Here is a 23175-nt window from a genome sequence, read left to right as displayed (position 1 = left end):
CCTGCTCAATCCATCGTTTTTTGAAATAGGCTCTCTTTTCTGTAACTGTTTGACTCTTAAAAATAAAGCCCCTCGCTTTGTTATTAACGAAGGGCTTTATTGAGTTCAATCACTGAGTTTTGGTGCTATCTAATAAGATAAACCTAAGGGTACTCACCCTCAACCTCTACTGGCGGTTTCACTTGGTAGTGACAAGGCTGTAGGCCAAGTAGTTTAGGCAGTGTGATACCAACTGAAACTGAAGACCACGTACCGCTGACAATACCTACCACCAATGCAATCGCGAAACCTTGCAGTGCCGCACCACCAAGTAGCCAAAGCGCAGATACGGTGATTAGCGTTGTGCCTGACGTCACCATGGTGCGTGAGAAAGTAGCTTTAACCGATTCGTTAAGCAGGTTATCAGTGTCACCATTTGGATTGCCACGCAGCATTTCACGAACACGGTCGGCGATGATGATTGAGTCATTCAATGAGTAACCCAAAATCGCCAACACGGCTGCCAATACGGTCAAGTTGAACTCGAACTGAGTAAAAGCGAACAGACCCAAGATAAGCGTCACATCATAGATGATCGCGGCAAGGGCACCCAATGCCAGACGCCATTCAAAGCGCACGCTCAGGTACAGCATGATCATCAGGAAACACACCAATACCGCCAAGCCACCTTGATCCACCATGTCTTGACCAACTTGAGGGCCAACCACACTGCTGTTAAGCACTTTTACTTGGTCACTTACAGAAGACAAAGCATCTACCAAGTTTGGCTGTGGTGCGTCAGTCAGTTGGCTATAACGAATTGTCCAGCGGTCTTGCTCTGCCATACCAACCACTTGCACGTCTTGTTGGAAAGCCGTATCAAGTTTGGTTTTTAACGCATCTTTGGTTACTTGATCAGAGAGCTGAACCTCAGCAACCACACCGCCTGTGAAGTCCAAGCCCCAGTTGAAACCTTTCACTGCCACCAGCATCACAGAGCTCATGAACAGTACAATAGAAATCACAGACATCACCTTACGAAGGCGAGTCATATTACTGTTTGAAAAATAGCGGTCTGAAATAGTCATTTTTGAAATACTCATGCTTAAATCCTTACATCGTGGCGTTGGTCACGCCCCCAAACCAAATTGATGATCGCTCGTGAAGCAAAAATGCCCGTAAACATACTGGTTAGAAGACCTAAGCCCAGTGTCAGAGCGAAGCCCTGAATCGGTCCATTACCTATTGTGTATAGAGCCACAGCAACGATCATGGTGGTGACGTTAGCATCGAAAATTGACGAGAATGCGCTATCGAAACCACGATCGATAGAGCTAGCAAAGCTGCGCCCTTCTTTCATCTTGTCTCGAATACGCTCGAAGATAAGCACATTAGTGTCTACCGCCATACCAACGGTCAGTACCAAGCCCGCAATACCCGGCAGAGTTAATACCGCACCCGGTAGCAAGGCAATCAAACCAAACAACGTGGTCATATTAACCACCAATGCACAGTTCGCGACCCAACCAAGGCGGCGGTACCATAGCGCCATAAACGTTAGAGTAAGACCAAGGCCAAGAGCCAAAGCAGCAAAGCCATTCGTTACGTTTTCAGCACCCAGAGATGGGCCAATGGTACGCTCTTCAATGATGGTAACAGGCGCTGTTAATGAACCCGCACGTAGCAGTAGAGCAAGCTCTTGTGCTTCAGCCATGCTGCCTGCACCAGTAATTCTGAAACGGCTGCCCAGTTGAGACTGGATGTTTGCCACACTGATCACTTCACTGGTTTTCTCGCTGTTACCGGCTCTGTCGCGGCTGTATTCGCTGTAAACGGTTGCCATTGGCTTGCCGATGTTATGGCGAGAAAACTCAGACATTTTCTTACCACCAGAAGAATCAAGCGTGATGTTTACTTCTGCACTGCCCATTTCACCAATGCCACTGCGTGCATCGATAATGTGTTCACCGCTCAGCACTGCTTTGCGAGCAACCACGACACGATTGCCATCTGAATCTTTTAGCGTTTGAGTATTGCGCGTTGCGTTGTCGTACACAGAGTAGAACGCTAATGAAGCCGTAGCACCAATCACGTCTTTCGCAGCTGCAGGGTCTTGTACACCCGGTAATTCGATACGGATACGGCTTTCACCTTGGCGTTGAATCGATGCCTCAGTGATGCCTAGCTCTTCAATACGGCTGCGCATGATTTGCAGGTTTTGTTGAACCGTTAGGTTGCGTAGCGTTCTTTGTTCTTCTTCAGACTGAGTTAACGTTAGCGATTTATCTGAACGGTCACGTTGCCATTGTGGGAACTCTTCACGAATCAGTTTCTGTGCTTTCTCGAAATCGGAATCAGTACGGAAGTTAAATTCAACTTGGTTGTTCACCACTTTACCGCGTGCATAACGCACTTGGCTGGTGATTTCATCGACCACAGATTGCGCTTGTGCGTGGTAAACCGGTTCCATGTCCACTTCTAGCAGGAACTGCACACCACCACGTAAGTCAAGGCCTAGCTGAATCGGTGCGAAGCCCATGTCAGTCAACCATTTCGGTGCTGCTGGCTCCATCGCTAGCGCAACCGTCGCGTTGTCCAATAGGCGCTCATTCAGCACCTCTTTGGCTTTCGCTTGTTGCTCTGCATCTTCCAAGATCACAACCAAACGGTTGTCTTTTTGAAATGCCGATTTGGCTTGAATGCCTTCGCTCGCAAGGTATTGGGTAATTTGGCTCGCATCGATGGTCTGTTCGGAACGATTGTTAATTTGAACCGATGCATTCTCGCCATACCAAGAAGGTAAAGCACTCAGAACCATGATGATGATAGTGGCGATAAGCACCACATATTTCCACTTTGAGTAGTGGTTTATTTGTTTTCTTTGAATGCGTTTTTTCACAGTCAAGATCTCTTCTTTGAACTAATATTTTGCAAACACGAGCAATGGCTAATCGCAACCAGAACAAGCTGATTGAACGGTAGTGATGCTAAAGCTGATGTCGCTATGTTTGTCTTGTTTAACTGGCGAGCTCAACGGGCACAAGTGACCATCGATACGACCAATTTAGGGTCAAACGATTAGCTAAGAAGTTCTCGGAAATGCGAGTATTGGATGTTGCCCTCTTTCCACCCAGAAAGCCGGGAGGACGGAGAACTCACAATACTGGTCCAGTGCTGCTTGGAATCCAACAACGGCGTGTTGAAGAGCAGAGAAGCCAGTATTGAAGGGGGAGAGAAGTCGATCAGTAGATGATAAGCAGGCTCAAGGTCGGCCACGCTTTCTTGCTCATTACTGAGCATACGTCGAAAGGCTGTCGCTTGAAGGCTCGATTCAGTGTCGTGATAGTTGGAACTGTCATCTAATGACGTGGTGCCAAACTGAACCTGATCGCATTCCATGTAGCTCGACGGGTTATCCGCAGCAGCTTGTTTACAAAGATTATTCTGCGAAGGCTGCTCTTGAGCGGATTGGATTTGGAATGGCTTAGAAGGGAACGAATAGCCGTTAGAATTCACTAAGCCAAAGCTCAGTAAAAACAACATTAAGACTAATCGGGTACCTAATTTAAGCAATCTAACATCCAAACAACATTCTCATAGATCGCCAATCTACAATACAAATGAAATGCTGTCTTGATTTAAAACATTTTTTTAGAAAATGATTCGATGCAACCGATTAAGCACCCTCGCAATTTAGATTTACATAGATCTAAAACGGCTTAATAACTGGTGATGGATAGATGTTATGAATAGTAGAAAAACAAGAAAGCCAAGCGGTGCTCGCTTGGCTTTGAGTTGTCTCTTTCTGTTGATTTCAGGCTTTAGGACGCATGATGTTCTTAACCTTACGGCTATTTTCACCAAAGATGCGTTGGACAAGTTGATTCATGTCTTCCGCAGTGATCGACCTCGCCACTCGTTCGACTTGAGACAAAGCTTCGACACCGTAACCATGTAGCAGGTAACGAGACACAAACCACGCTTGGTCGATAGAGCTATTCTCTAGAGGCGTAAAATCAGCTTCAAACTGTTTCACGACTGCTTGCATTTCCTTTTCAGAGACGCCTTGTAAAAGGTCTGCAATCACCTTATCGATCGCCACTTCGACTTGTTCAACGTTCTCCGGCGCTACCATCGCCCCGATCACCCACTCACCACTCAATTCACTATCTGCGGATGCTGAATACGTATAAGGCGAGTAATCTAAACTCAACTCTTCACGAATATAGGTATCTAAACGAGCCGCCAGCAAGCGTTGCAGTAAGTCTTCCATGAAAACATCTTTTGCCGACATTTTAACTTCAACGCTAGGCTGAGAGATAACTCGTAGGATGTACTCTGCACTATTCACATTGTTGATCGCCAAATCAATGCGTGATTCAGTTGGCTGCTTGTAAGCCACCTTAAAGTCAGGAACCTCGGCTTTTTCTAATGGAATCGAAGCCAAGTATTGCTGAACCAAAGGCTTTAATTCACTTGGGTCGATATCACCCACAATCACCAATTGGTTATGTCTCAATTGACCAAACAGTTGCTGGTGAAGATGACTAAGATCTTCCACGGAAACCGCTTCAACACGCTCTTTATCAACAAGATGATGACCACTTTCCTGACGATAAATATTGTGGTTTACCGCTCGTTCAAACTGGCCAACAGGGCTGCTCAAGAAAGATTCTTGACCTTGTACAAACTCCTGCTTAACGGCCTCTAACTGCTCGGGAACAATTTTAGGCGCAGTGATGAAGGTATAAAGCGCAGCAAACGTGTCTTTAAGCCCATCTTTATTAATATTAAATTCAATACCATGGCGGGTGTTGCCAATAAAGGAATCGGCTCGAATATCTTCGCGGTCAAAATACGCTAAAAGCTCAGAACCCGTAAATTCACCAACACCACTTCGAGCGAAGGTAGGTAACGCAACTTCAACGGCTGGGTATAAGCTTGGATCCAAAGCGGCTTTTCCACCGAGGCTCATGTACATCACACCAACATCATCGCCAGCAAGATAATCACGCAAGTACCACATGTCGATACCATTGCTTAGCGTCCACTTTTGGATGTATGGGTCTACGGACATTTGTTCAGCAAGCACAACATCGCCTTGCGAACTAGGTACAGCAAAGGCACTTGCTGTTCCAATCGTAAGCGGTGGAATTCCCGTCTCGCTATACGTGGCTTTTAAACTATCTAGAGAGTTGATGATCGCTGTTCTGTCTTCAGAGTCATCCATCCCAATAACGAGGAAGTAATCATCAGAAAGTAGATTTTTGATGTTGTCGTTAATCACTTCAAGGCTCAAGTTAGCAATGAAGGCTTCCAAACTGACTTGGTAGTCTTTCTGTGATTGGACAATTCGATCAGTGACTAACGCTCTCGCTTTGTAGCTCGCATGTTCAACGCTGTCCATTTTATCCCAGTCATGCTCGATGTTATCCAGCAAGTCTTGGTAGTAGTGCTGTTCGCCAACAATATCCGTTTGCGAAACGCCAAAATCACGCAATGATGCCAATGTAGAAAGCAGATCTTGTTGAATCACTTCACGACCGCCAGCCGGAAACCCAACACTTATTGAAGAATAGTGCAGAGCACCCATTCGATAGCCATCAGACGCTATCCATTGAGTCGGCAGAGCTGCATCATTGAATACTGCTTCTAATCGTTGTCGAATCAATTGTTGAACGGTTTCATCCAACCAGCGTTGATGCTGCTGTGCATGATTTTCAACTCGATTTAAACCTCGGTTAAACGTCAGAGTGATGCTTGGCGCTTCTCTTCCTGCGTACTCAACATAATCATCTTCATTGAACGAGGTCACTTTCTGTTTTTCTGGTCGCGGCGTGTCGCCACGCTCCCAGTTCGAAAACTTCTCTTCAATGAGTGGAATCACGGTCTTGATATCCACATCACCAGAAACGACCAGTTCAACTATTTGAGGTTGATACCAAGTCTGATAAAAGTTGGTGATGCCTTGAGGAGTAGCATTCACAATCGACGATTTAGTGCCTAATGCATCTTGCGATTGGTACGGGCTGCCTTCAATGAAGTGGTCAAAGAATTTCTCTCCGAATGACTTATCATCGAGGCGAGCCATACGAAACTCGCCAAGAACCACGCCTTTTTCTTTTTCAACTTCTGAACTTGATAGATCCAGACCGTCACCAATGTCACGCATCCACGTCAGGGCAGACTGCAATTGGATGTTATCTGGCAAATCTAACTGGTATACCGTCTCTTCATAAGAGGTGTAAGCATTAATATCAGCGCCAAAGCTAGCGCCTGCGTCTTCGAATAAGCGAATCACATCGTTCTGAGAGAAATTTTTACTGCCATTGAATGCCATGTGTTCCAAGAAGTGCGCATAGCCTTCTTGTTGAGAAGTCTCTTGAATTGAGCCCGCGTGCACGACTAAACGAACAGATACGGATTCTTCATGATCTGGATAAACATGGTAGGTAAGGCCATTTTCTAGCTGGCCTGATGTCCATGCCGGATCCGGCTGGATTGGCGTTTCGGTAGTTTTTGATGTTGAGCTACAGCCAACTAAGGTGAGGCATAGAGCCGTCGCTAAATAATATGTTTTCATAACAACCTCTTAATGTCATTCATCGACAATATACAGATTGAGCTAACGATTATTATTTAATATTGAACCTGGTGAGTATCTTTGTGATCTAGATCTTTATTTTATAAATCATCAATCGTTATGTAAGATCGCTGTGCTCATTTAAATAGGCATTTAGATAAGAGCCTATTACATCTATTTAGAATCAATAAGCTACATAAATTTCAGCCAGTTCTCTACATACCCTTAAACAACGCTTGTGAGGCACGGCTGATCGGTAGCTTTTCCCCTGACACATAAGCCGACATCTGACCGGAGAGTCCTTTCTTCACCTTATCAATGGCCGACACTTTAACCACCACCGAGCGATGGATCTGCCAAAACTCATCCGGGTTAAGCTGCGCAATCAGCTCTTTTAATGACACGCGAAGAATAAACTCCTCTAGCGATCCCCCTTGGCCTTTTTTGAATATCGAGACGTACTTGTCTTCCGCTTTGAAGTAAGCCACATCATCGACGGCGATTAGGTGAATGTCTTCCCCAACACTGGCTTTGAGCCACGTGAGATACTTTTTCTGCGATAGATAAGGAGGCTGCGTTTGCTGTGAGGTCGATTGTGATAACTGTTGAAGCTGAGCCATTAACACAGTGATATCGGGCTGTTCTGGTGTAATACCTGATTGTGTTTGATTGCTCGACAGACGTGCTTGAACCTTCTGACAGGTAGCGAGTAGACGCTCTTCGTTGATTGGCTTCAGCAGGTAATCCATCGCATTGTGCTCAAAGGCTTTGACCGCGTATTCGTCATAAGCCGTAATAAACACAATCAATGGCGGCGAATCTAGCTTGTTGAGTTGTTTCGCTAGTGAGATTCCATCCAGCTCAGGCATACGAATATCGAGAAACGCCACATCGGGCTTAAGCTGCTGAATACTTTGCATCGCCTCCAAACCGTTTTGTGCCTTGCTGACGATCTCCAGCTCCGGCCAAACCTCAGCCAAGCTCTTGTCGAGATGGTGCCTCAACAGTGCTTCATCGTCTGCGATAATCGCCGTTACGCTCGGCTGTATTGCTGGGTTGTTCATGGTTAATCCTTTAAATTCACACTGTAAATCGTCTATTTTTCATCACTGTTCTGTACTTTCTGGAGTGTCGTTCTAGACAACTGCGTCAGTCAGCGGTAACAGGATCGTCGAGACTACCCCGCCCTCAGTTTGTTCAGTAATCGTTAGACTCGCCTTATCACCATAAAGGGTTTCGATTCTTTGACGAATATTGCTTAACCCGACACCATGACCCGTATTCGCAGAGGGCGTTTTCAACCCCGCACCACTGTCTGACACTTCAATCTTCAACTGCTCTGCTTGTTGAGTAATACGGATACTCACTTGGCCACCCGCTGCTTTGGGTTCGATGCCGTGCGTGAGTGCATTCTCGACCAAGGGTTGAATCAAGAACGGTGGAATCACCTGTAAATTGCTAATCTCGTGTGTTTCAATCGAAAACGCTAAGCGCTCACCCAAGCGTATCTTTTGGATATTAAGATAAGCGTCTAACAAATCGACCTCTTGTGCGATGGTCGATTGCTCGGTGCGGCTGTTTTTCAAAGTCACACGCAACAAGTCAGTCAATTTTTCGAGCATCAACTTGGCTTTCGCGCTGTCACTCTCAATCAATACATTGATGGTCGCAAGCGTGTTGAACAAGAAGTGCGGTTCAATTTGGCTTTGCAGTTGCTTAAGCTGACTCAGCACCACCACCTTCTCTTGATCGGCCTGACGACGCTTGGCCACTTCCAATTCGTTATCGGCACGTAACTGCTGCTCTCGGGTATAGAAATAGTAATAACAAACTGAACAAAAGATCACGCCCAATAGCACTACAGATTTAAGGTCCGAGATATTTGTCCCGAAATATCCGTTCAACCAATAGTGTGCGTTCAAGGTACCAAAGGTCATCGCGATCACCATTGAGATACCCACATCAAACACCTTTGATTTCCTCTTAAACACCTCAACCAAGATAAAAGAGGATCCCACCGCGCTGTACCCAAAACCAAAGCTTATCGCGAGATTGACCACAAGGTCTCCACCCCAAATCGTTTGAGTGGTGATGGCAATGACGAAACAAAACAGAGTGGTCAGCGTGAAGCTTTTAATCCATGGAAACTGACTGTTTGAAGAAATGTTCATTAAAATCGTCCTTTGATATTTATAAGAATCATATGACTATCGGGTAAGTTGGCGTAAGCAGAATCACTTTTACCGCCTAGAAAGCGTGCAGCAAGTTCCAAATCCAACGATGAATGACCATTATCTAAAGCCTGATAGTTGAGCCACTGGGTAGCAATAAAGCCGCCGTCTTGAGGAGACAACATGACGTCGAATGTCGGCGTGATATCTTCGAGCCAGCCATGTGTCGAATCCAAAGACCAGTGAAACATGATGTTGTGTTGAACCAAATTGGCGTGTTGATAACCTTGAGCGTAAGAACCAGCCAGTGAAGCTGTCATCGGATTAACCGACAAAGACTCGGCACTTTCTATGGCACTTTGCCACTCAGAATTGCTCCAAGCGCGGCTATCAAACCAGTATTCCAAGACTACATTGTGCCCCGTGTCATTGGCCCATGTTAATCCGGCTAACGCTTGATAAACTTCGCCCTGCTCTTCAAGATAAACCGGTTTAAGCATTGAATCAGGCTGACTGTAGCCAAGGCTTTGTCGCTGATAAACCATCGAACCATGAAACTCCCACGCGAGGTTTAATACCGAAACTAAACTCGCCCCAAGCAAGCCGTGACGTACATCGTCGTAATAAGCGACCCATTGATATTCGTGCTCGCCCACTAAGTTGTAACGACGTACCCCAAAACCTTGTTGCTGATTCTGCTTTTCGAATTCATTCACGTCTTGGGAAGTCCATGAAGAATCGCTATAAAGCAGTGTCCACTCGCCCGTCATATCGAACAATGATGCCGAAGCCACACCTGCGCCCTCTTCTGCAACAATGCCCACTGGGTTTTGTCGGTAAGGCTTGATGATGTCTAACGGTCGGTAGCCATAACCCACGCCCCAATCCAAACGAACCTTACCAAGCGTGACATCAAGATAGTGGTCACCGAACGCTGAATTCGACATCTCAACACCACCTTGCCAAAACAACTCACGCACAATGAATTCAGATTCAAAGCTCGCGTCTTGTTGTTGAGGGTTATTGCTTAGAATATCGTTGGCTTTCACTGCGAACAGACCAAGCCAATTGCCATATCCAACCTCTAGATCCAGCAAGCCATTTAAAGACTGACGATTATCAGACGCTAAAGGGTTGAATGGCGACTCTCTCGATTCAACCGCTTCTGCACTCAGTTGCCAGTCCCACGCCAAGCTCAGATCGTCCGCTTGAATCGTGTTACTCACACAGAACAAGGCAAGCAAAATAGCGATTGAAGACTTTATGTGGACTCGGCGATTGGAAGCTTTCATGACGTCCACCTAAAGCCCAGACACGCTGTTACGCGATAGGTAGGCAGGGTTGTAATATTTGTCTTCCAAGCTTTGTTCTATCACTTCGCGATACTCAATCACGGTTTTCTTACTCGGTTGAATCTTATCGAGCAAGGTCATCGACACCACTGTTGGTAATCCATCACGCACGCCTTCAGTAAACCAAGCTTGTTTCGCCAGTTTTCCAGAACGCAGATACAGATCCGCTTTAACTGGGAATGCACGGTCTGCTGTTAACCACAAATCAATCGACTGGTAACTCGCCCCCTTGGTTTTCGCCGCGAGCTTTAAGTGATGGGTATCGAGTGTCTCGCCAGTCGGCATCTCAACTTGTTGCTCGGCAACCCACTCACCTTGGTAATCTTCACTCCACGTCAGCGTTGAAATATCGCCTACCGAGGCTTCACCCAATAGCTTTTGCATCGGTGTAATACGAATTGGTCGACGAGATTTCGGCATCAACAGCCAATAGTTATCTTCAATCATCAGCATCTTTTGACCTGCCTCAACGGCTGATTTAAAGACCACTAATGACTCTCGATTTGGTCTTGTGTAGACGTTGTATTCACGGGTTTTGTCCAGTTGCTCGTCTTGATATAGCGCCACCAGAGAAACCACTTTAGACGCCTGTTCGCTGTTCAAGCGATAGCTATCCGCCTTGGCGATCATCTCAGTGACTTGTTGTGAATCGACTGCCCAGCTTGATACCGATGTTAAAGCTGATGCTAAAACCAACAAAGAACCTAACATATTGAATGAACGAGTTAATCTAGACATAAACCAGTGCCTCCGTGATTGGCTTATTCACGCCTTTACGAGCAGAGAAATAAGCAGCCAGCAAACATATCGTCAGCACACCTAAAGTAGCGTAACCAACCAATTCTAATGAGAAGTAAATGTTGAGTGGGTAGCCTTCGGTTCGACCCGGAGGTGGTGGCATTTGTATATCAACCACCAGCAATAACACCGACACTAAGCCACTCACTAACGCGCCAATCGCACTGCCAATCACCGCCAGTAATCCCGCCTCTTTTAAGAAGCCTGCGACGATTTCAGAGGGGTAACTGCCGAGTGCCGACAAGGTGCCGATTTCACGAGTGCGTTCCGTCACCGACATGGTCATGGTGTTAAACAAAGACACGAACACCACCAACGCCATCACCGCACCCATGATGCCGAAGATCCGGTCGTAAAGACCTTTAACCTTGGTGTAGAAAAACGCGCGATCTTTCCATGGGGTGATCTCGATTTCGGAGCCTTGAGCGCCTTGGGTAGCGCTATTTCGCTCTAAAACAGTTTGAATGCGTTGTTGAACGGTCGATGTCTTGCTTGTTTCAAATAAGAACACCGACAAGGTACTGACTTTGTCTGAGGCCAAAAGCTCTTGAGCGGTGGTGATGTGTACATACAGCTGACGCTTGTCCAGCTCAGGAACCCCAGTCGAGTAGATGCCCTGCACCTTAAAATCAAAGGCATTCAATGCACCATCACTGGTGGTGGCAAGCAGTGTCACCCAATCGCCAACGGCAACTTTGAGATTACGAGCAAGGTCAGTTCCCAGCATCACTTGTGGCTCTTGGCTGTCGTATCTTGGAGATTTCACATCCGACAGGGTTTGTCCGCTGCGCACATCAAGAAAAGGACCTTTCATGTCGAACTCGCGCTCATTAACACCCGTTCCCATAAAGATGGTCGACTTACTGCCGTTAGAAACCAAGCCGCTGAAATAGACTCGTGGTTGAACGCCGCGCACATCACTGTCGCCAATAATGCTCTTGGCGAGCGCTTGAACGTTATCGAGACCATTGCTCAGCGGCATGTCTTCGTCTTGTTCAAAGTATCCCGGCGTGCTCAAGGTGAGATGACCAGTATCGCGCGCGGTCGATTCACGTAGAGATTCGTAGGTGTAAAGCCCATAACCGCCCGCACTGGTCAGTGCAAATACGGCAATGGCGATGATCAACACAGAAAGCAAACTACGACGACCATTTCTTAATAAATTAAGCCACGCCAAACGCACCGAAGTTGGAAGTAAAAACGTGCTCATTCTTTGTGTTAACTTGCCCATGAGATCGCCTCCGTGGTTACAGCTTGTGGAGCCAATTGTCCGTCGATAAGTTCAATGACTCGATCGCAGCGCTGTGCCATTCTTGGATCATGCGTTGCGACGATAAAGGTGGTGCCCATTTCGTGGCCGAGCTCTTTCATAATGTCGATCACAAGGTTGGCAGTGTGGCTGTCTAAGCTGGCAGTCGGTTCATCGGCAATGACTAAGCTTGGGTTGTGGATTAGCGCTCTGGCTATTGCGACACGTTGCTGCTGGCCGCCTGAAAGATTGTCTGGGCGATGATGTACATATTCGCCTAGCCCAACACGCTCTAACATGTCTTGCGCTCTGGTTTGCTGTTCTTGTTTTGAGTATTGGTTCAACATCAATGGATAAGCGACGTTTTCAAGTGCCGTCATCACAGGAACCAGATTGAAGCGCTGAAATACAAAACCCAACGATTGACGACGAAAGCGTGCAGCGGCGATTTGCTCTGTCGGATACGGCTGGCCATCAATATGTATCTCGCCTTGATAGTCCATATCCAACAAACCCAAAATATTCAAAAGTGTGCTTTTCCCTGAGCCTGACGGGCCACACAAGGCCACCATTTCACCGCGTTTGATTTGGCCATCGACTCCCTTGAGAGCGTCTACACTTTGACCACCAGTGAGATACGATTTGCCGATACCTTTAAATTCAATCATTCTTTTGTCCTCTGATAACCAGCTCGTTAATGAGATTTAGCAAGGAGGGCCTTCGCAGTCATAGTTTCGATGTTGCCAGCATCCGCAGTTTCCATTTGTTCTAGCCACACTTGTGCTTGTTTGAAGTCCTCAGCACGAATCGATGCGGTAATGGCGTAACGGTAAATCCACGAAGTCGCAGCGAAATGCTGTTGTTGAAAATCATCTTCCGCAAGTAACGATAAGAACAGGTCATAACCACGATCGAAATGGTTAAACATGTCTGGAAGAGAGGTGTAAGTCACCGCAGCCATAGCGCGAGTTAGGTAAGAATCCGGTAGCCCTTGAACACGAGGTTGTTCATGAATGGGTTGATCTTCGTCTTTAAGCAGAACCAGTGATTTATCAATGGTCGATAAGCCCTTCTCCACATACTTCATCTTGTTCCAAGGCAAGAACGCATCACGGCCCATCAGGGTTTCTGTGCTACCTAGGTAAACCAAAGTCAGTGGTGTCGCACCGTCTTGTTGCAGCGTGTCATTAAGGCGTTCGTAAGCCACCTCAACCAAGTCTTCATTGCCTTGCGCGGCTTGATTGTAGATATCAAGCACGTCTGAACTTGGGTTCGCCAAAGCTAACGACGGTGCAAACGAAACAAGCGCAATCAGTAATGAACGCTTAAGCAGAGAAGTGGTAGAGCCTAAATTAAATGAGTGTGAAGTAGTCATGATTTCTAATCCCTTTCAAATGTTGACGTTGAAAGGTTAACCACAAACTGTCACGCCGTTTTATCAATGCGACGAATGGTAATAATGAGGAGTGAATGGTTGAGAGGAAGTGTGAGTGGGGTCTCAACCTCATAGGAACTAGACGAACACTATTCGCATAATTAGCCATAGTTACCTCCCCTCTAACTCCCCCTCAATATGGGTTCATCAATATCTCTAGATCTTTAGCAGAGGGGGAGAACTTTCTTTAGCACTGAACATACATCGACACTTTTAACGATCGATGTTCTATTCCTCCCCTTTCAACGATCAGCAAGGGATCTACATATGAATCAAGGGGAGGCTAGGAGGGGATTTATTTTGGATTAACGCATTCGACAGAGCTCTAACCAAACAAAAATAGCCGCTAATCAGCGGCTATTTTTAATTTTCAAACGAAGCTTTTACTGCTTCTTCGATGCGACTACTTCTTTGTCTCTTCAACCACAGCTTTCATCAATACTGATGTATCCATGCGGCCTTGTCCTTCGGCAGACAATGCCTTGTATGCGTTGTTGGTCTTTTCAGTCAGTGGAAGCTGGATGCCTTGGCGCTCTGCTTCATCTAAGCAGAAACCTAAGTCTTTAATCATCCAATCAATGGCAAAGCCGAAATCGAACTTATCTTGCGCCATTGTGGTGGCGCGGTTTTCCATCTGCCATGAACCTGCTGCGCCGTTTTTAAGGCAATCAACTAGCGTTTGGATATCCAAACCTGATTTTTCAGCAAGTACTAAGCCTTCAGATAAGCCGTTCAATACTCCTGCAATGCAGATCTGATTGACCATCTTTGCGCGTTGGCCTTGGCCGACTTTACCCATAAGAACTGACGACTTACCGTAAGCTTCGAACACAGGTTGAAGGTCGTTGAAAAGCGCTTGTTCGCCGCCACACATGATGGTTAGCACGCCATTTTCTGCGCCCGCTTGGCCACCAGACACAGGTGCATCCATAAAGCGAATACCGGCTTGCTTCGCAGCGACTTCAAGCTCTTCAGACAGAATTGCCGACGTTGTCGTGTGATCGACAAGAATCGCGTTTGGCTTCATTGCAGCCAGCGCGCCTGTTTCGCTGGTCGTCATGCAGCGTACGTCGTCATCGTTACCAACACAGACCAATACTACATCAGCTTCGGCTACACACTCAGCCACGCTCTCAGCGGCTTTACCTTGGTGTTTATCAGCCCAGTCTAGCGCTTTGCTGTGAGTGCGGTTAAATACCGTTACTTCAAAACCGGCTTTGACTAGGTGGCCTGCCATTGGGAACCCCATAACGCCTAGCCCGATAAAACTTACTTTCATTTCTTTCTCCTTTTATTTGACCAAACCATCGCGATGAAAAGATCGAACACTCTCAATCAATGCATCAATAAGCAGGGTCAAAGCCTTTGGCTGATATTTTCTTTCTTTGTACACTAAATACGCTTGGCGATCACCCCGATGATACTCAGGGAGCACTTGAATCAAATTCATCTCAGAGGATACGTGACGAAAAGGCAATGACGCGATGCCCAATCCCTTTTGCGCAGCGGCCGCCACTGCATGAATATCGTTAACGATGAACTTGGGTTTTATCGTGATCATCTGCTCTAAGCGGTCAGATTTGTAGAGCGGCATATCAAACACATCATCGACGTTAATCCAGTCTTGAAGCTCTAAATCGTCCGGCTTTTTAATCTCTTCGCGAGAATCCAGATAGGCTTGGCTCGCAAAAAATCCGTGCTTGGCCTTAAACAATGGCCGCGCAATCATGCCGTCCATGTCGGAAATTTGAAACGTGATCAACAAATCACGATCGGTTTCAGGCACCACTTGCTGTTGGCTCAAAATGAGATTGAGCTGTACTTTTGGGTACTCAGCAAGGAATTGCTCGACCGTCGGGCGAAGAAAACCGCTATAGAAGTTATGAGGCACCGCAAGCTTTATCTTGCCTTGAATGGCATCGCGCTCTTCAAGCAAGCTACTAAACCCTTGATGCAGTGACTCCATGCTGCTACTCAGCGCTGCAAAGGCCGCCTCACCATCTTTAGTAGCCACCAGCTCTCTACCCTTCTTCTCTAAAAGGCGAATGCTCAGGCGCTCTTCCAAAGCGGTTAATCGGCGCGACATGGTCGACACAGGCAACTGCAGTCGCTTCGATGCCGACAACAACGACCCCTCTTCCACCACAGTGCAAAACAGGAATAGATCATCAATGTTTCCAAATATGGAATTCACACTTCTATATGTGCCTATTTTTCTCATTTATGGATAAGAGTAACCTTAATGCATTCCAATAATAAAATCACTAAGGAGATCGGATGAAAAACAAACTGCACTGGGTTACCGCGATACTGTCTTCACTTGTCATGGCTTTCATGATGTCGGGGATCATATCGGGTTATAAGATGGGTTTCAGTCAAGCATGGCCACCAATTTGGTTAAACAGCTTTTTGATTGCTTGGCCGTGTGCACTCACACTGAGCCTAACCTTGTTACCACAAGTCAGAAAGCTCGCCGAGTGGCTATGTCGCCCGAGATCAAAAACGATAACCGAAGTGAGTTTATGCGATGAATAACGCCATGAATTCCATAGTTATTTATAGAACCAGCGGAACGATGATCAACGAAAACAATCATTATTACCGACATAAAAAAAACCGAGCACTAGGCTCGGTTTTTTAATAACTGTTGTTACTGTAAAGATTACAGCTCAGCGTTGTGGTAAACCTGCTGAACATCATCACAGTCGTCAAGCATGTCTAAGAATTTCTGGAACTTCTCAGAATCTTCTTCAGCTACTGGAGTAGTCGTTTGAGGAACGAAAGTGATTTCCTCAACGTCTAGCGTTAGCTCAGGGAACGCAGTGTTCAGTGCAGTCTTCGTTTTGAAGAACTCAGTCGTTGGAGCGAATACAGTGATAACACCGTCTTCTAGCTCAACGTCAGTCACGTCTACGTCTTCCATCATAAGCGTTTCTAGGATGATCTCATCATCTTCGCCTTTGAACTGGAATACAACTTGGTGAGCGAACATGTGAGAAACAGTACCTTCGACACCGATTTTCGCGCCAGTTTTAACGAAACATTGGCGAACGTCTTGGAAAGTACGGTTGCCGTTGTCAGTTAGACAGTCAACGATTACGCTTGTGCCACCAGGGCCAAAACCTTCGTAACGAGCTGGTTGGAAGTCTTCACCGCCGCCGCCGTTCGCTTTATCGATAGCTTTTTCGATAACGTGAGCTGGTACTTGGTCTTTCTTCGCTTTAGCAATCAGGTGCTTAAGAGGTAGGTTCATGTCTGGGTCAGAGCTGCCGTTCTTAGCCAGTACGTAAATCTCTTTACCGTATTTAGAATAAACTTTAATTTTTGCGCCTGCAGTTTTCGCCATTGAGGCCTTGCGCACTTCAAAACTTCTTCCCATCGGGATCTTCTCTCTGATTCAATTAACGGTGCAAATTCTAGCAAATTACTGTGTCATTTCAATTCAACAGCTTTGCTGGGTAAGGTTTATCTGCGTTTATGCGACACCCATTACCCGTTTGTATTTTTCAACAGACTGATCAAACCAAGCCTTTTCTTCTGGATCACCTAGCTTCATTGCTTCTTCAACAATGGCTTCAGGGCCACATTTCGCTTGCTTCAATTTCCATACAAGAAACGATGCTTGCTTATCCAGTTCGATTTTATTTTTCTCACTGGGTGGAAGGAGTGAAAGGTTGATAGACATTGCTAGCCTTCGTCTGTAATACACTTGGCCGAGAAATATATCATAGAGCAGGCTCATAAAACCAATACTATGAGTAACAGAAAGGGTTTATGAGACCCGAAACCAAGCAAGTCACTGATGCAGGTCAAGCTAGTTTTGGAAAAGTGTGATTAGCAGAAGAGCTGAAGAAAGTTGGAAAACAAAGTTTTAGATAGGTGTCTTCCGGCACGAATCCCAATTAATTCAAAATAAAAACGCTCCGACAGAAACCTCTGAGCTTACTTACCAATATAGGACTCATGACCAATAGTATTGTCATAGAAGCCAAGACCTTTTTCAGCATAGATCTCGAATATTGCTATGATTAGCTTGTCAGGCACATCAAAACTAGTACTAAGATTTGCCAAAGGAATACAAACACCAGACTCACAACTATCAACGTAGCCAACCAATTCACTTAAAATTTGATCAGACTCAGACCATCCTGCCATGTATAGAATATAAATAGGATTGTCGAATTCTATAATAATACCAGCTTTGTTTATGTAACCTGCGCCATCGAGTAAGTGGATAGTCCGCTCATAAGTTTTATAGTTATCCGAAAAATCTAAGAAATGGTCATTACATTGTTTAAAATCTGAATATAAAGCTTTAGATAGTTCAATCACATTTGGGGCGATTGATGAAATTGGGTCTTCCAAAACCTTTACGCGCTGTTCCAAATGATAGCTATCTATCTCTGCTTTTAATTGGATAAAGTTCGATGTAAAAGGAAAAGATACCCCGACAACATTCCCTAGCTTACTAAACCAATCAAACTTATTCATTCTTATAGCTCCTGTAAAACAATAGTTATAACACCTAAATCAGAGAAAGGGTACTTAGCACAACTACTTGATTATTATATCTTTAGAAAGGCATTGATAGATTAGAGCGAACTCCCTCTTACAACAAATCACGGAGTAGTGCTGAGAGTAAATCGACATAGTTGTCAGTATTCAGGTTGAATATTGACAACTATTGAAAAGAGTTTTAATTATAAAAACCAGAATGGGTATACAAACCCTACTCCGGCAAAAGATACCGCGTGCTTCGGCCACCAGAACCGGATTTGACCAAGCAACCATGTCCAAGCAAAGCGCTCAAATGACGTGTTGCTGTGGCACTACTCACCTTCGCTACCTTTTTATATTGACTAGCATTGATACCTTCTGAAAAATCTCCATCGAGCATCCTATTAAGCACTTTCACTTGCTCTACAGTAAGCTTTGTTTGGTCAACACTTCGCCAATAATTGGTCTTATAAACTGTTTGGTCGACCTCAGAAAAAACACCTGTAAACGTCTCATCTAATGTATTTAAGAACCACATCAACCAATCGCTGATATCGAGTCCCCCTTTCTGGGTTTTCTCCAATATTTCGTAGTAATGTTTGCGGTTAGCAAGTATCCCCACCGACATCGCATAGAAACGTACCGACTGCTTCTCTGCTTGTGCTAAAGCTAAGTCAGTCAACAATCGAGTAATACGGCCATTACCGTCATCTAACGGGTGTAAAGTGATAAACCAAAGGTGAGTTATCGCAGCTCTTAGTAACGGATCGAGTGATTCATCGGTAAGTGAATCATTAAACCATATGATAAACGCATCTAGCTCAGCATCAAGAATGTCTCGGCTGGGCGCTTCAAAATGTACGGTCGGACGGTCAATTCTTCCCGATACCACTTGCATGGGAGTGTCACCTCTTAGCTGACCTCCGACTACAGGGTTAAACATAGTGTAGCCTTGAGGAAACAGTCTATCGTGCCAATGCAAAATCCTATCAAGCGCTAATGGCTCAGTGAGATTCTGCACTGCATCCAACATAATTTCCGCTAAGCCATCAGTTTGTTCTGTCGTAGGAAAAGGTCGCTCTTCACTCACGCCAAGTTTGTTAGCCAAAGAAGAACGAACAGAGAAGGCATTCAGCTTTTCTCCCTCTATCGCACTGGAGTGGACAATGTTCGCTAGCAAAGTATCGAGCATTGTTTGTGTTTGGTCTGCGGATTGAGAGGTTATCTTGCCTAATAGAATGCCCTGATTAAGCCGTACTTCTCTTAACCTCACGCCTATTTTCTGATTATCCCAAACAAAGTTTGGCCAATTATCTTGTTGCCAAATCCACATATTACGCCTCATGATGCGAAAGCTATACTTATTCAAATCACATTATGAGCTGTTTAACCTCATTATTCAAATCACAACATGAGCTGAATAATGAGTTAATCACATCACAAAGGCGAGAGAGTAATTTCTAACCGGCAATACTATTCACTCACCGCCAACACATCACAGCGTGAAGCGCAGATGAAATCATTCTTGTGTAGACCTTTAATTGAGTGACTCCACCAAGTGACGGTGACTTTGCCCCACTCCAATAAGATCGAAGGATGGTGGAACTCTTCTTCTGCCAACTCTGACACTTTGTTGCTGAATGCCCATGCTTGTTTGTAGTTCTTGAACTTAAACACCTTCTCAAGCTGTGGGATGCCGTCTCTTTCCATGATCTGCCAGTCAGACAACTCCAACAGTAAAGATTGTTGCTCGTCTTTACTTAGGGCAATCGCGTCGATACTACAGGCTTCGCATTTTTGTTCATTCAACATGTGTTGGTTCCTTGGGTTCAAAAAGTGGTGGTAGTAACCCCGCATCAATCGCGAGATCAGCTTGCTGTAATAGGTTTTCCTGACTGATTTTGAAGAGCTCAGACAGCTCGCCGATCACGTAATATTTCGGCTGCATGATGTCGATGCGATAAGGAGTTCTTAAAACCGTTTGTAGATCGAACCGCTCGCGAACGGCCAAATCCCCTCCCAACGCATACATGGTTTCCGCCGGAGACGAAAGAATGCCACCACCATAGATTTTCAATTGTTGGCCTTCTTTTACTAAACCGAACTCGACCGTAAACCAATACAAACGGGCAAGATAAGCGCGTTGTTTGGATGTCGCCGCTTGGCCTAGTTTTCCATAATGCTCAGTGAAGGCTGCGAAATCAGCATTAGTGAGCATGGCACAGTGACCAAAAATTTCATGAAAGAAATCAGGTTCTTGCAAATAATCGAACTCGTCTCGTGTTCTCAAAAATGTCGCGACGGGGAATTTCTTATTCGCGAGCAAATCAAAGAAACGGTCGAAATCGATTAACGCAGGAACAGGCTGAACCTGCCAACCTGTTGTTTCCTTTAGCACTTTGTTTATCTCTGGAAGCTGAGGAACTCTGTCTAACGGCAGATCCAGCAGGGTCAAACCGTGCAAATAGGCATCGCATGCGCGGTCACTAATGACGTCCAGTTGCCTTTTCACCAAGTCGTGCCAAATGGCATCTTCTTCGAGGCTCCACTCAACCCATCCCTCTTGGCTCACGGGCTTAGAATGATATTGAGTCATTACACACCTCCTTTCGAATGTCTCACTTTAAGCCTATCTCCACTCCTTATAAGCGCCAATTTGCGCGATTTTTCGGAACAAGCGATCGTGTAACATTTTATTTACACAATTCCGCCAGACGCTTATTTTGCTGAACTTTTGACTTTGTAAAACCTAAATACCAGACTGAAAACGTTAACTTTTTGTTAAAGGTAAAGGAATGCACGAAAGCAATAAGCCCATTTGGCAGCCAAGCGAGCAGCGTATCGCCGATGCCAACTTAACCCGATTTATCGATAGCCTTGAACAGTCTGGGTTAAACCTAGATAGGGACGTAAAAAGCTACGCCGAACTCCATCAATGGTCTGTAGATCAGCCGGAATCGTTTTGGCAAAACGTGTGGCATTTTTGTGGAGTAGTCGGCTCGCAAGACTATATTAGTAAGGCAGAAAGCGAGACCATCAAAGCTCAAGGTGAGAGCCGCTGGCAGCAACCTAAATCGAATCGTGATGCGGTTTGGTTTCCCAATGCGCAGGTAAACTACGCCGAGAACTTGCTGAGTTTGGCGCAAACCATGCCTGATGAGCTTGCGATTTGGTTTGAGAATGAGCGTGGCGAACAGCAGAGTTATACATGGAAAGCCTTGTGTGAAGCGGTCTCTAGCGTTCAGCAATGGCTTATCGATAGCGGAGTGAAGCAAGGTGATGTGGTTGCTGCGTATACGCCCTATCTGCCACAAACCGTAATAGCGATGCTGGCAACCACCAGCTTGGGCGCGATTTGGACATCAACCTCTCCGGACTTTGGTGTCGAGAGTGTGATTGAACGATTTGGCCAAGTAAAACCCAAGGTGCTGTTCACCTGTGATGGTTATACCTTCAATGACAAAACGTTCGATATGACGGACAAGAACCGTGAAATCATCGAGCACTTAAACGCGCTAAAACAGGTGTGTCAGGTCTGCTATTTGAAACCGACTCGTGATTTAGAGAAGAGCGATTTAGAGAAGAAAAAAGTTGAACATGATGTATCGATTCTAAGCTGGCACAGCATCATTGATCACTATCAGCCAAAACCTCTTCGATTTGTGCGTGTCAGCTTCAATGAACCATTGTTTGTACTCTACTCTTCCGGCACAACAGGCAAGCCAAAGTGTATTGTTCACTCGGTTGGTGGCACCACCATCAACCACCTAAAAGAGCACCAGCTTCATTGCGATGTTAAGCCAAACGACCGCGTGTTCTACTACACCACTTGTGGTTGGATGATGTGGAACTGGCACGTCTCTGCGCTTGCCAGTGGGGCTTGTTTAGTGATCTTTGATGGTAGCCCGGTTTATCCGCAACCTAACGTTCTATGGGATTTAGCGCAGCGTGCTAACGTATCGACATTTGGCACCTCTGCCAAGTATCTAGAAGCGATTGAGAAGGCAGAACTCTCGCCTATCGACAGTCACAACCTTCCTAAATTAAGAACACTGTGCTCGACGGGTTCAGTGCTCTACCCAGAGCAGTTTGATTATGTTTACAAGCACATCAAGCAGGACCTGCATTTAGCGTCCATTTCTGGCGGCACGGATATTTGTGGCTGCTTTGTTTTAGGCAACCCTACCTCCCCTGTGTATCGCGGTGAGTGCCAACAGGCAGGGCTCGGCGTCGACATCAAGGTGTTCAATTCGTCTGGCCAACAGGTTGATCACGAACGTGGCGAACTGGTGTGTACAAACTCCCTACCCAACTTCCCTGTTGGATTCTGGAATGACACCGGAGAGCGCTACCACAGCACTTACTGGGACAAGTTCGATAATGTGTGGCATCACGGTGACGAAGTCGCGCAGAGCGAACATGGCGGCTATCTGTTCTACGGGCGAGGCGACACCACACTCAACCCTGGAGGTGTGCGTATTGGTACTGCCGAGATCTACCAGCAAGTGAACACCATTGAGGGCATCATCGATTCCATCGCTGTGGGTAAAAATGTCGACCGCAATGAGCAGATTTGGTTATTTGTTCAGTTGCAGAAAGGCACAGACCTAAATGAAACGCTATTGGCTGCCATCAAAAGCAAGCTCAAATCATCTTGTTCACCAAGGCATGTGCCGAGCCAAATTTTTACTATCAGTGAGGTGCCAAAAACACGCTCTGGCAAACTGGTGGAGTTGGCGGTGAAACAGGTAGTAAATGGCAAGGATGTAGAAAACCTCGGGGCCATCGCGAACGCAGAGGTCTTGGAAGAGATAAAACGCACTGTTTCGCTTTAACGTAGAGCCTTAGAAAGTGGCTAACTATCTCCACTTTTCACTTGGCTGTCAGATAATATCTGGAGTAAAGGCAGCCGATTGAAAACCGAATCGAAGCTACTATTAAAGCTCATGAACCCTCTCATCAGTTTGGCTTCGTGCCTTTTCTTAAGATCTTAATGCGATCTGAACGTCATATTTAAAACAAAAATAAAAAATTAATCATTTTATAGCCAGAGATAATATTCACTAAAGACGAATCATTTATACAAAAAAATAGTCCACCACTGGATTGTA

Annotated in this window: 21 protein-coding genes; 2 read left to right on the top strand and 19 right to left on the bottom strand. The window is 45.7% G+C overall.

The window, feature by feature from the left end:
- Positions 1-143: 143 nt before the first annotated feature.
- The 13 genes from secF to A142_RS01435 form a co-directional block, all read right to left on the bottom strand.
- Entirely contained in the window at positions 144-1082 is a 939-nt protein-coding gene (secF, locus tag A142_RS01495; RefSeq protein WP_019819953.1) for a protein translocase subunit SecF, read from the bottom strand.
- Between the two features lie 2 nt (positions 1083-1084).
- On the bottom strand, positions 1085-2884 hold the full coding sequence (secD, locus tag A142_RS01490; RefSeq protein WP_019819952.1) for a protein translocase subunit SecD: 1800 nt from the start codon (positions 2882-2884) through the stop codon (positions 1085-1087).
- 173 nt (positions 2885-3057) lie between these two features.
- Positions 3058-3522: a hypothetical protein gene (locus tag A142_RS01485; protein ID WP_029405265.1), complete on the bottom strand. Its 465-nt coding sequence runs from the start codon at positions 3520-3522 to the stop codon at positions 3058-3060.
- Positions 3523-3793: 271 nt separating this feature from the next.
- The gene (locus A142_RS01480) at positions 3794-6562 is read right to left on the bottom strand and encodes a M16 family metallopeptidase (RefSeq protein WP_019819950.1); all 2769 of its coding nucleotides are present in this window, start codon (positions 6560-6562) and stop codon (positions 3794-3796) included.
- Between the two features lie 215 nt (positions 6563-6777).
- Positions 6778-7626: a LytR/AlgR family response regulator transcription factor gene (locus A142_RS01475; protein ID WP_019819949.1), complete on the bottom strand. Its 849-nt coding sequence runs from the start codon at positions 7624-7626 to the stop codon at positions 6778-6780.
- Between the two features lie 72 nt (positions 7627-7698).
- A complete protein-coding gene (locus A142_RS01470) occupies positions 7699-8733 on the bottom strand; it encodes a sensor histidine kinase (protein WP_019819948.1) in 1035 nt (344 codons plus the stop codon).
- Positions 8733-10025, bottom strand: a complete 1293-nt coding sequence (locus tag A142_RS01465; RefSeq protein ID WP_029405264.1) for a hypothetical protein — start codon at positions 10023-10025, stop codon at positions 8733-8735. The genes A142_RS01470 and A142_RS01465 overlap by 1 nt, the downstream gene beginning before the upstream one ends.
- Positions 10026-10034: 9 nt before the next feature.
- Positions 10035-10823, bottom strand: coding sequence for an outer membrane lipoprotein-sorting protein (locus tag A142_RS01460; protein WP_019819943.1), 789 nt, complete (start codon positions 10821-10823; stop codon positions 10035-10037).
- A complete protein-coding gene (locus A142_RS01455) occupies positions 10816-12114 on the bottom strand; it encodes an ABC transporter permease (RefSeq protein WP_019819941.1) in 1299 nt (432 codons plus the stop codon). The genes A142_RS01460 and A142_RS01455 overlap by 8 nt, the downstream gene beginning before the upstream one ends.
- Positions 12102-12800: an ABC transporter ATP-binding protein gene (locus tag A142_RS01450; RefSeq protein ID WP_019819939.1), complete on the bottom strand. Its 699-nt coding sequence runs from the start codon at positions 12798-12800 to the stop codon at positions 12102-12104. Before A142_RS01450 ends, A142_RS01455 begins: the two co-directional genes overlap by 13 nt.
- Before the next feature lie 26 nt (positions 12801-12826).
- Positions 12827-13507, bottom strand: coding sequence for a hypothetical protein (locus A142_RS01445; RefSeq protein ID WP_019819938.1), 681 nt, complete (start codon positions 13505-13507; stop codon positions 12827-12829).
- Positions 13508-13970: 463 nt separating this feature from the next.
- On the bottom strand, positions 13971-14846 hold the full coding sequence (locus A142_RS01440) for an NAD(P)-dependent oxidoreductase (protein ID WP_019819936.1): 876 nt from the start codon (positions 14844-14846) through the stop codon (positions 13971-13973).
- A 12-nt stretch (positions 14847-14858) separates the two neighbouring features.
- Positions 14859-15788, bottom strand: a complete 930-nt coding sequence (locus A142_RS01435) for a LysR family transcriptional regulator (RefSeq protein WP_019819934.1) — start codon at positions 15786-15788, stop codon at positions 14859-14861.
- 56 nt (positions 15789-15844) lie between these two features.
- On the opposite strand from A142_RS01435, the gene A142_RS01430 reads away from it, so the two are divergent.
- Entirely contained in the window at positions 15845-16102 is a 258-nt protein-coding gene (locus A142_RS01430) for a DUF2798 domain-containing protein (RefSeq protein ID WP_019819933.1), read from the top strand.
- Between the two features lie 127 nt (positions 16103-16229).
- Here A142_RS01430 and A142_RS01425 read toward each other — a convergent pair whose 3' ends face one another.
- The 6 genes from A142_RS01425 to phhA all read right to left on the bottom strand — a co-directional run bounded on the left by A142_RS01425 (position 16230) and on the right by phhA (position 20660).
- The gene (locus A142_RS01425; RefSeq protein ID WP_019819931.1) at positions 16230-16946 is read right to left on the bottom strand and encodes a YebC/PmpR family DNA-binding transcriptional regulator; all 717 of its coding nucleotides are present in this window, start codon (positions 16944-16946) and stop codon (positions 16230-16232) included.
- Positions 16947-17042: 96 nt separating this feature from the next.
- Positions 17043-17252, bottom strand: a complete 210-nt coding sequence (locus tag A142_RS01420) for a DUF3283 family protein (RefSeq protein ID WP_004732615.1) — start codon at positions 17250-17252, stop codon at positions 17043-17045.
- 257 nt (positions 17253-17509) lie between these two features.
- Positions 17510-18058, bottom strand: a complete 549-nt coding sequence (locus A142_RS01415; RefSeq protein ID WP_019819927.1) for a hypothetical protein — start codon at positions 18056-18058, stop codon at positions 17510-17512.
- A 238-nt stretch (positions 18059-18296) separates the two neighbouring features.
- Positions 18297-19397 (bottom strand): Fic family protein, encoded by a 1101-nt coding sequence (locus A142_RS01410; protein WP_029405262.1) that lies wholly within the window; start codon positions 19395-19397, stop codon positions 18297-18299.
- 140 nt (positions 19398-19537) lie between these two features.
- Entirely contained in the window at positions 19538-19876 is a 339-nt protein-coding gene (locus A142_RS01405) for a 4a-hydroxytetrahydrobiopterin dehydratase (protein WP_019819924.1), read from the bottom strand.
- A complete protein-coding gene (gene phhA / locus A142_RS01400) occupies positions 19866-20660 on the bottom strand; it encodes a phenylalanine 4-monooxygenase (protein WP_019819923.1) in 795 nt (264 codons plus the stop codon). The genes A142_RS01405 and phhA overlap by 11 nt, the downstream gene beginning before the upstream one ends.
- A 199-nt stretch (positions 20661-20859) precedes the next feature.
- Between phhA and A142_RS01395 the strand changes: the two genes are divergently transcribed.
- Positions 20860-22899, top strand: a complete 2040-nt coding sequence (locus tag A142_RS01395; protein ID WP_019819921.1) for an acetoacetate--CoA ligase — start codon at positions 20860-20862, stop codon at positions 22897-22899.
- The last annotated feature ends 276 nt before the right edge of the window (positions 22900-23175 follow it).

The organism is Vibrio splendidus 12E03, assembly GCF_000272105.2.
Taxonomy (GTDB): domain Bacteria; phylum Pseudomonadota; class Gammaproteobacteria; order Enterobacterales; family Vibrionaceae; genus Vibrio; species Vibrio splendidus_I.
The sequence above is the reverse complement of the archived record's forward strand: the minus strand, read 5'-3'. Positions and strand labels throughout refer to the sequence as shown.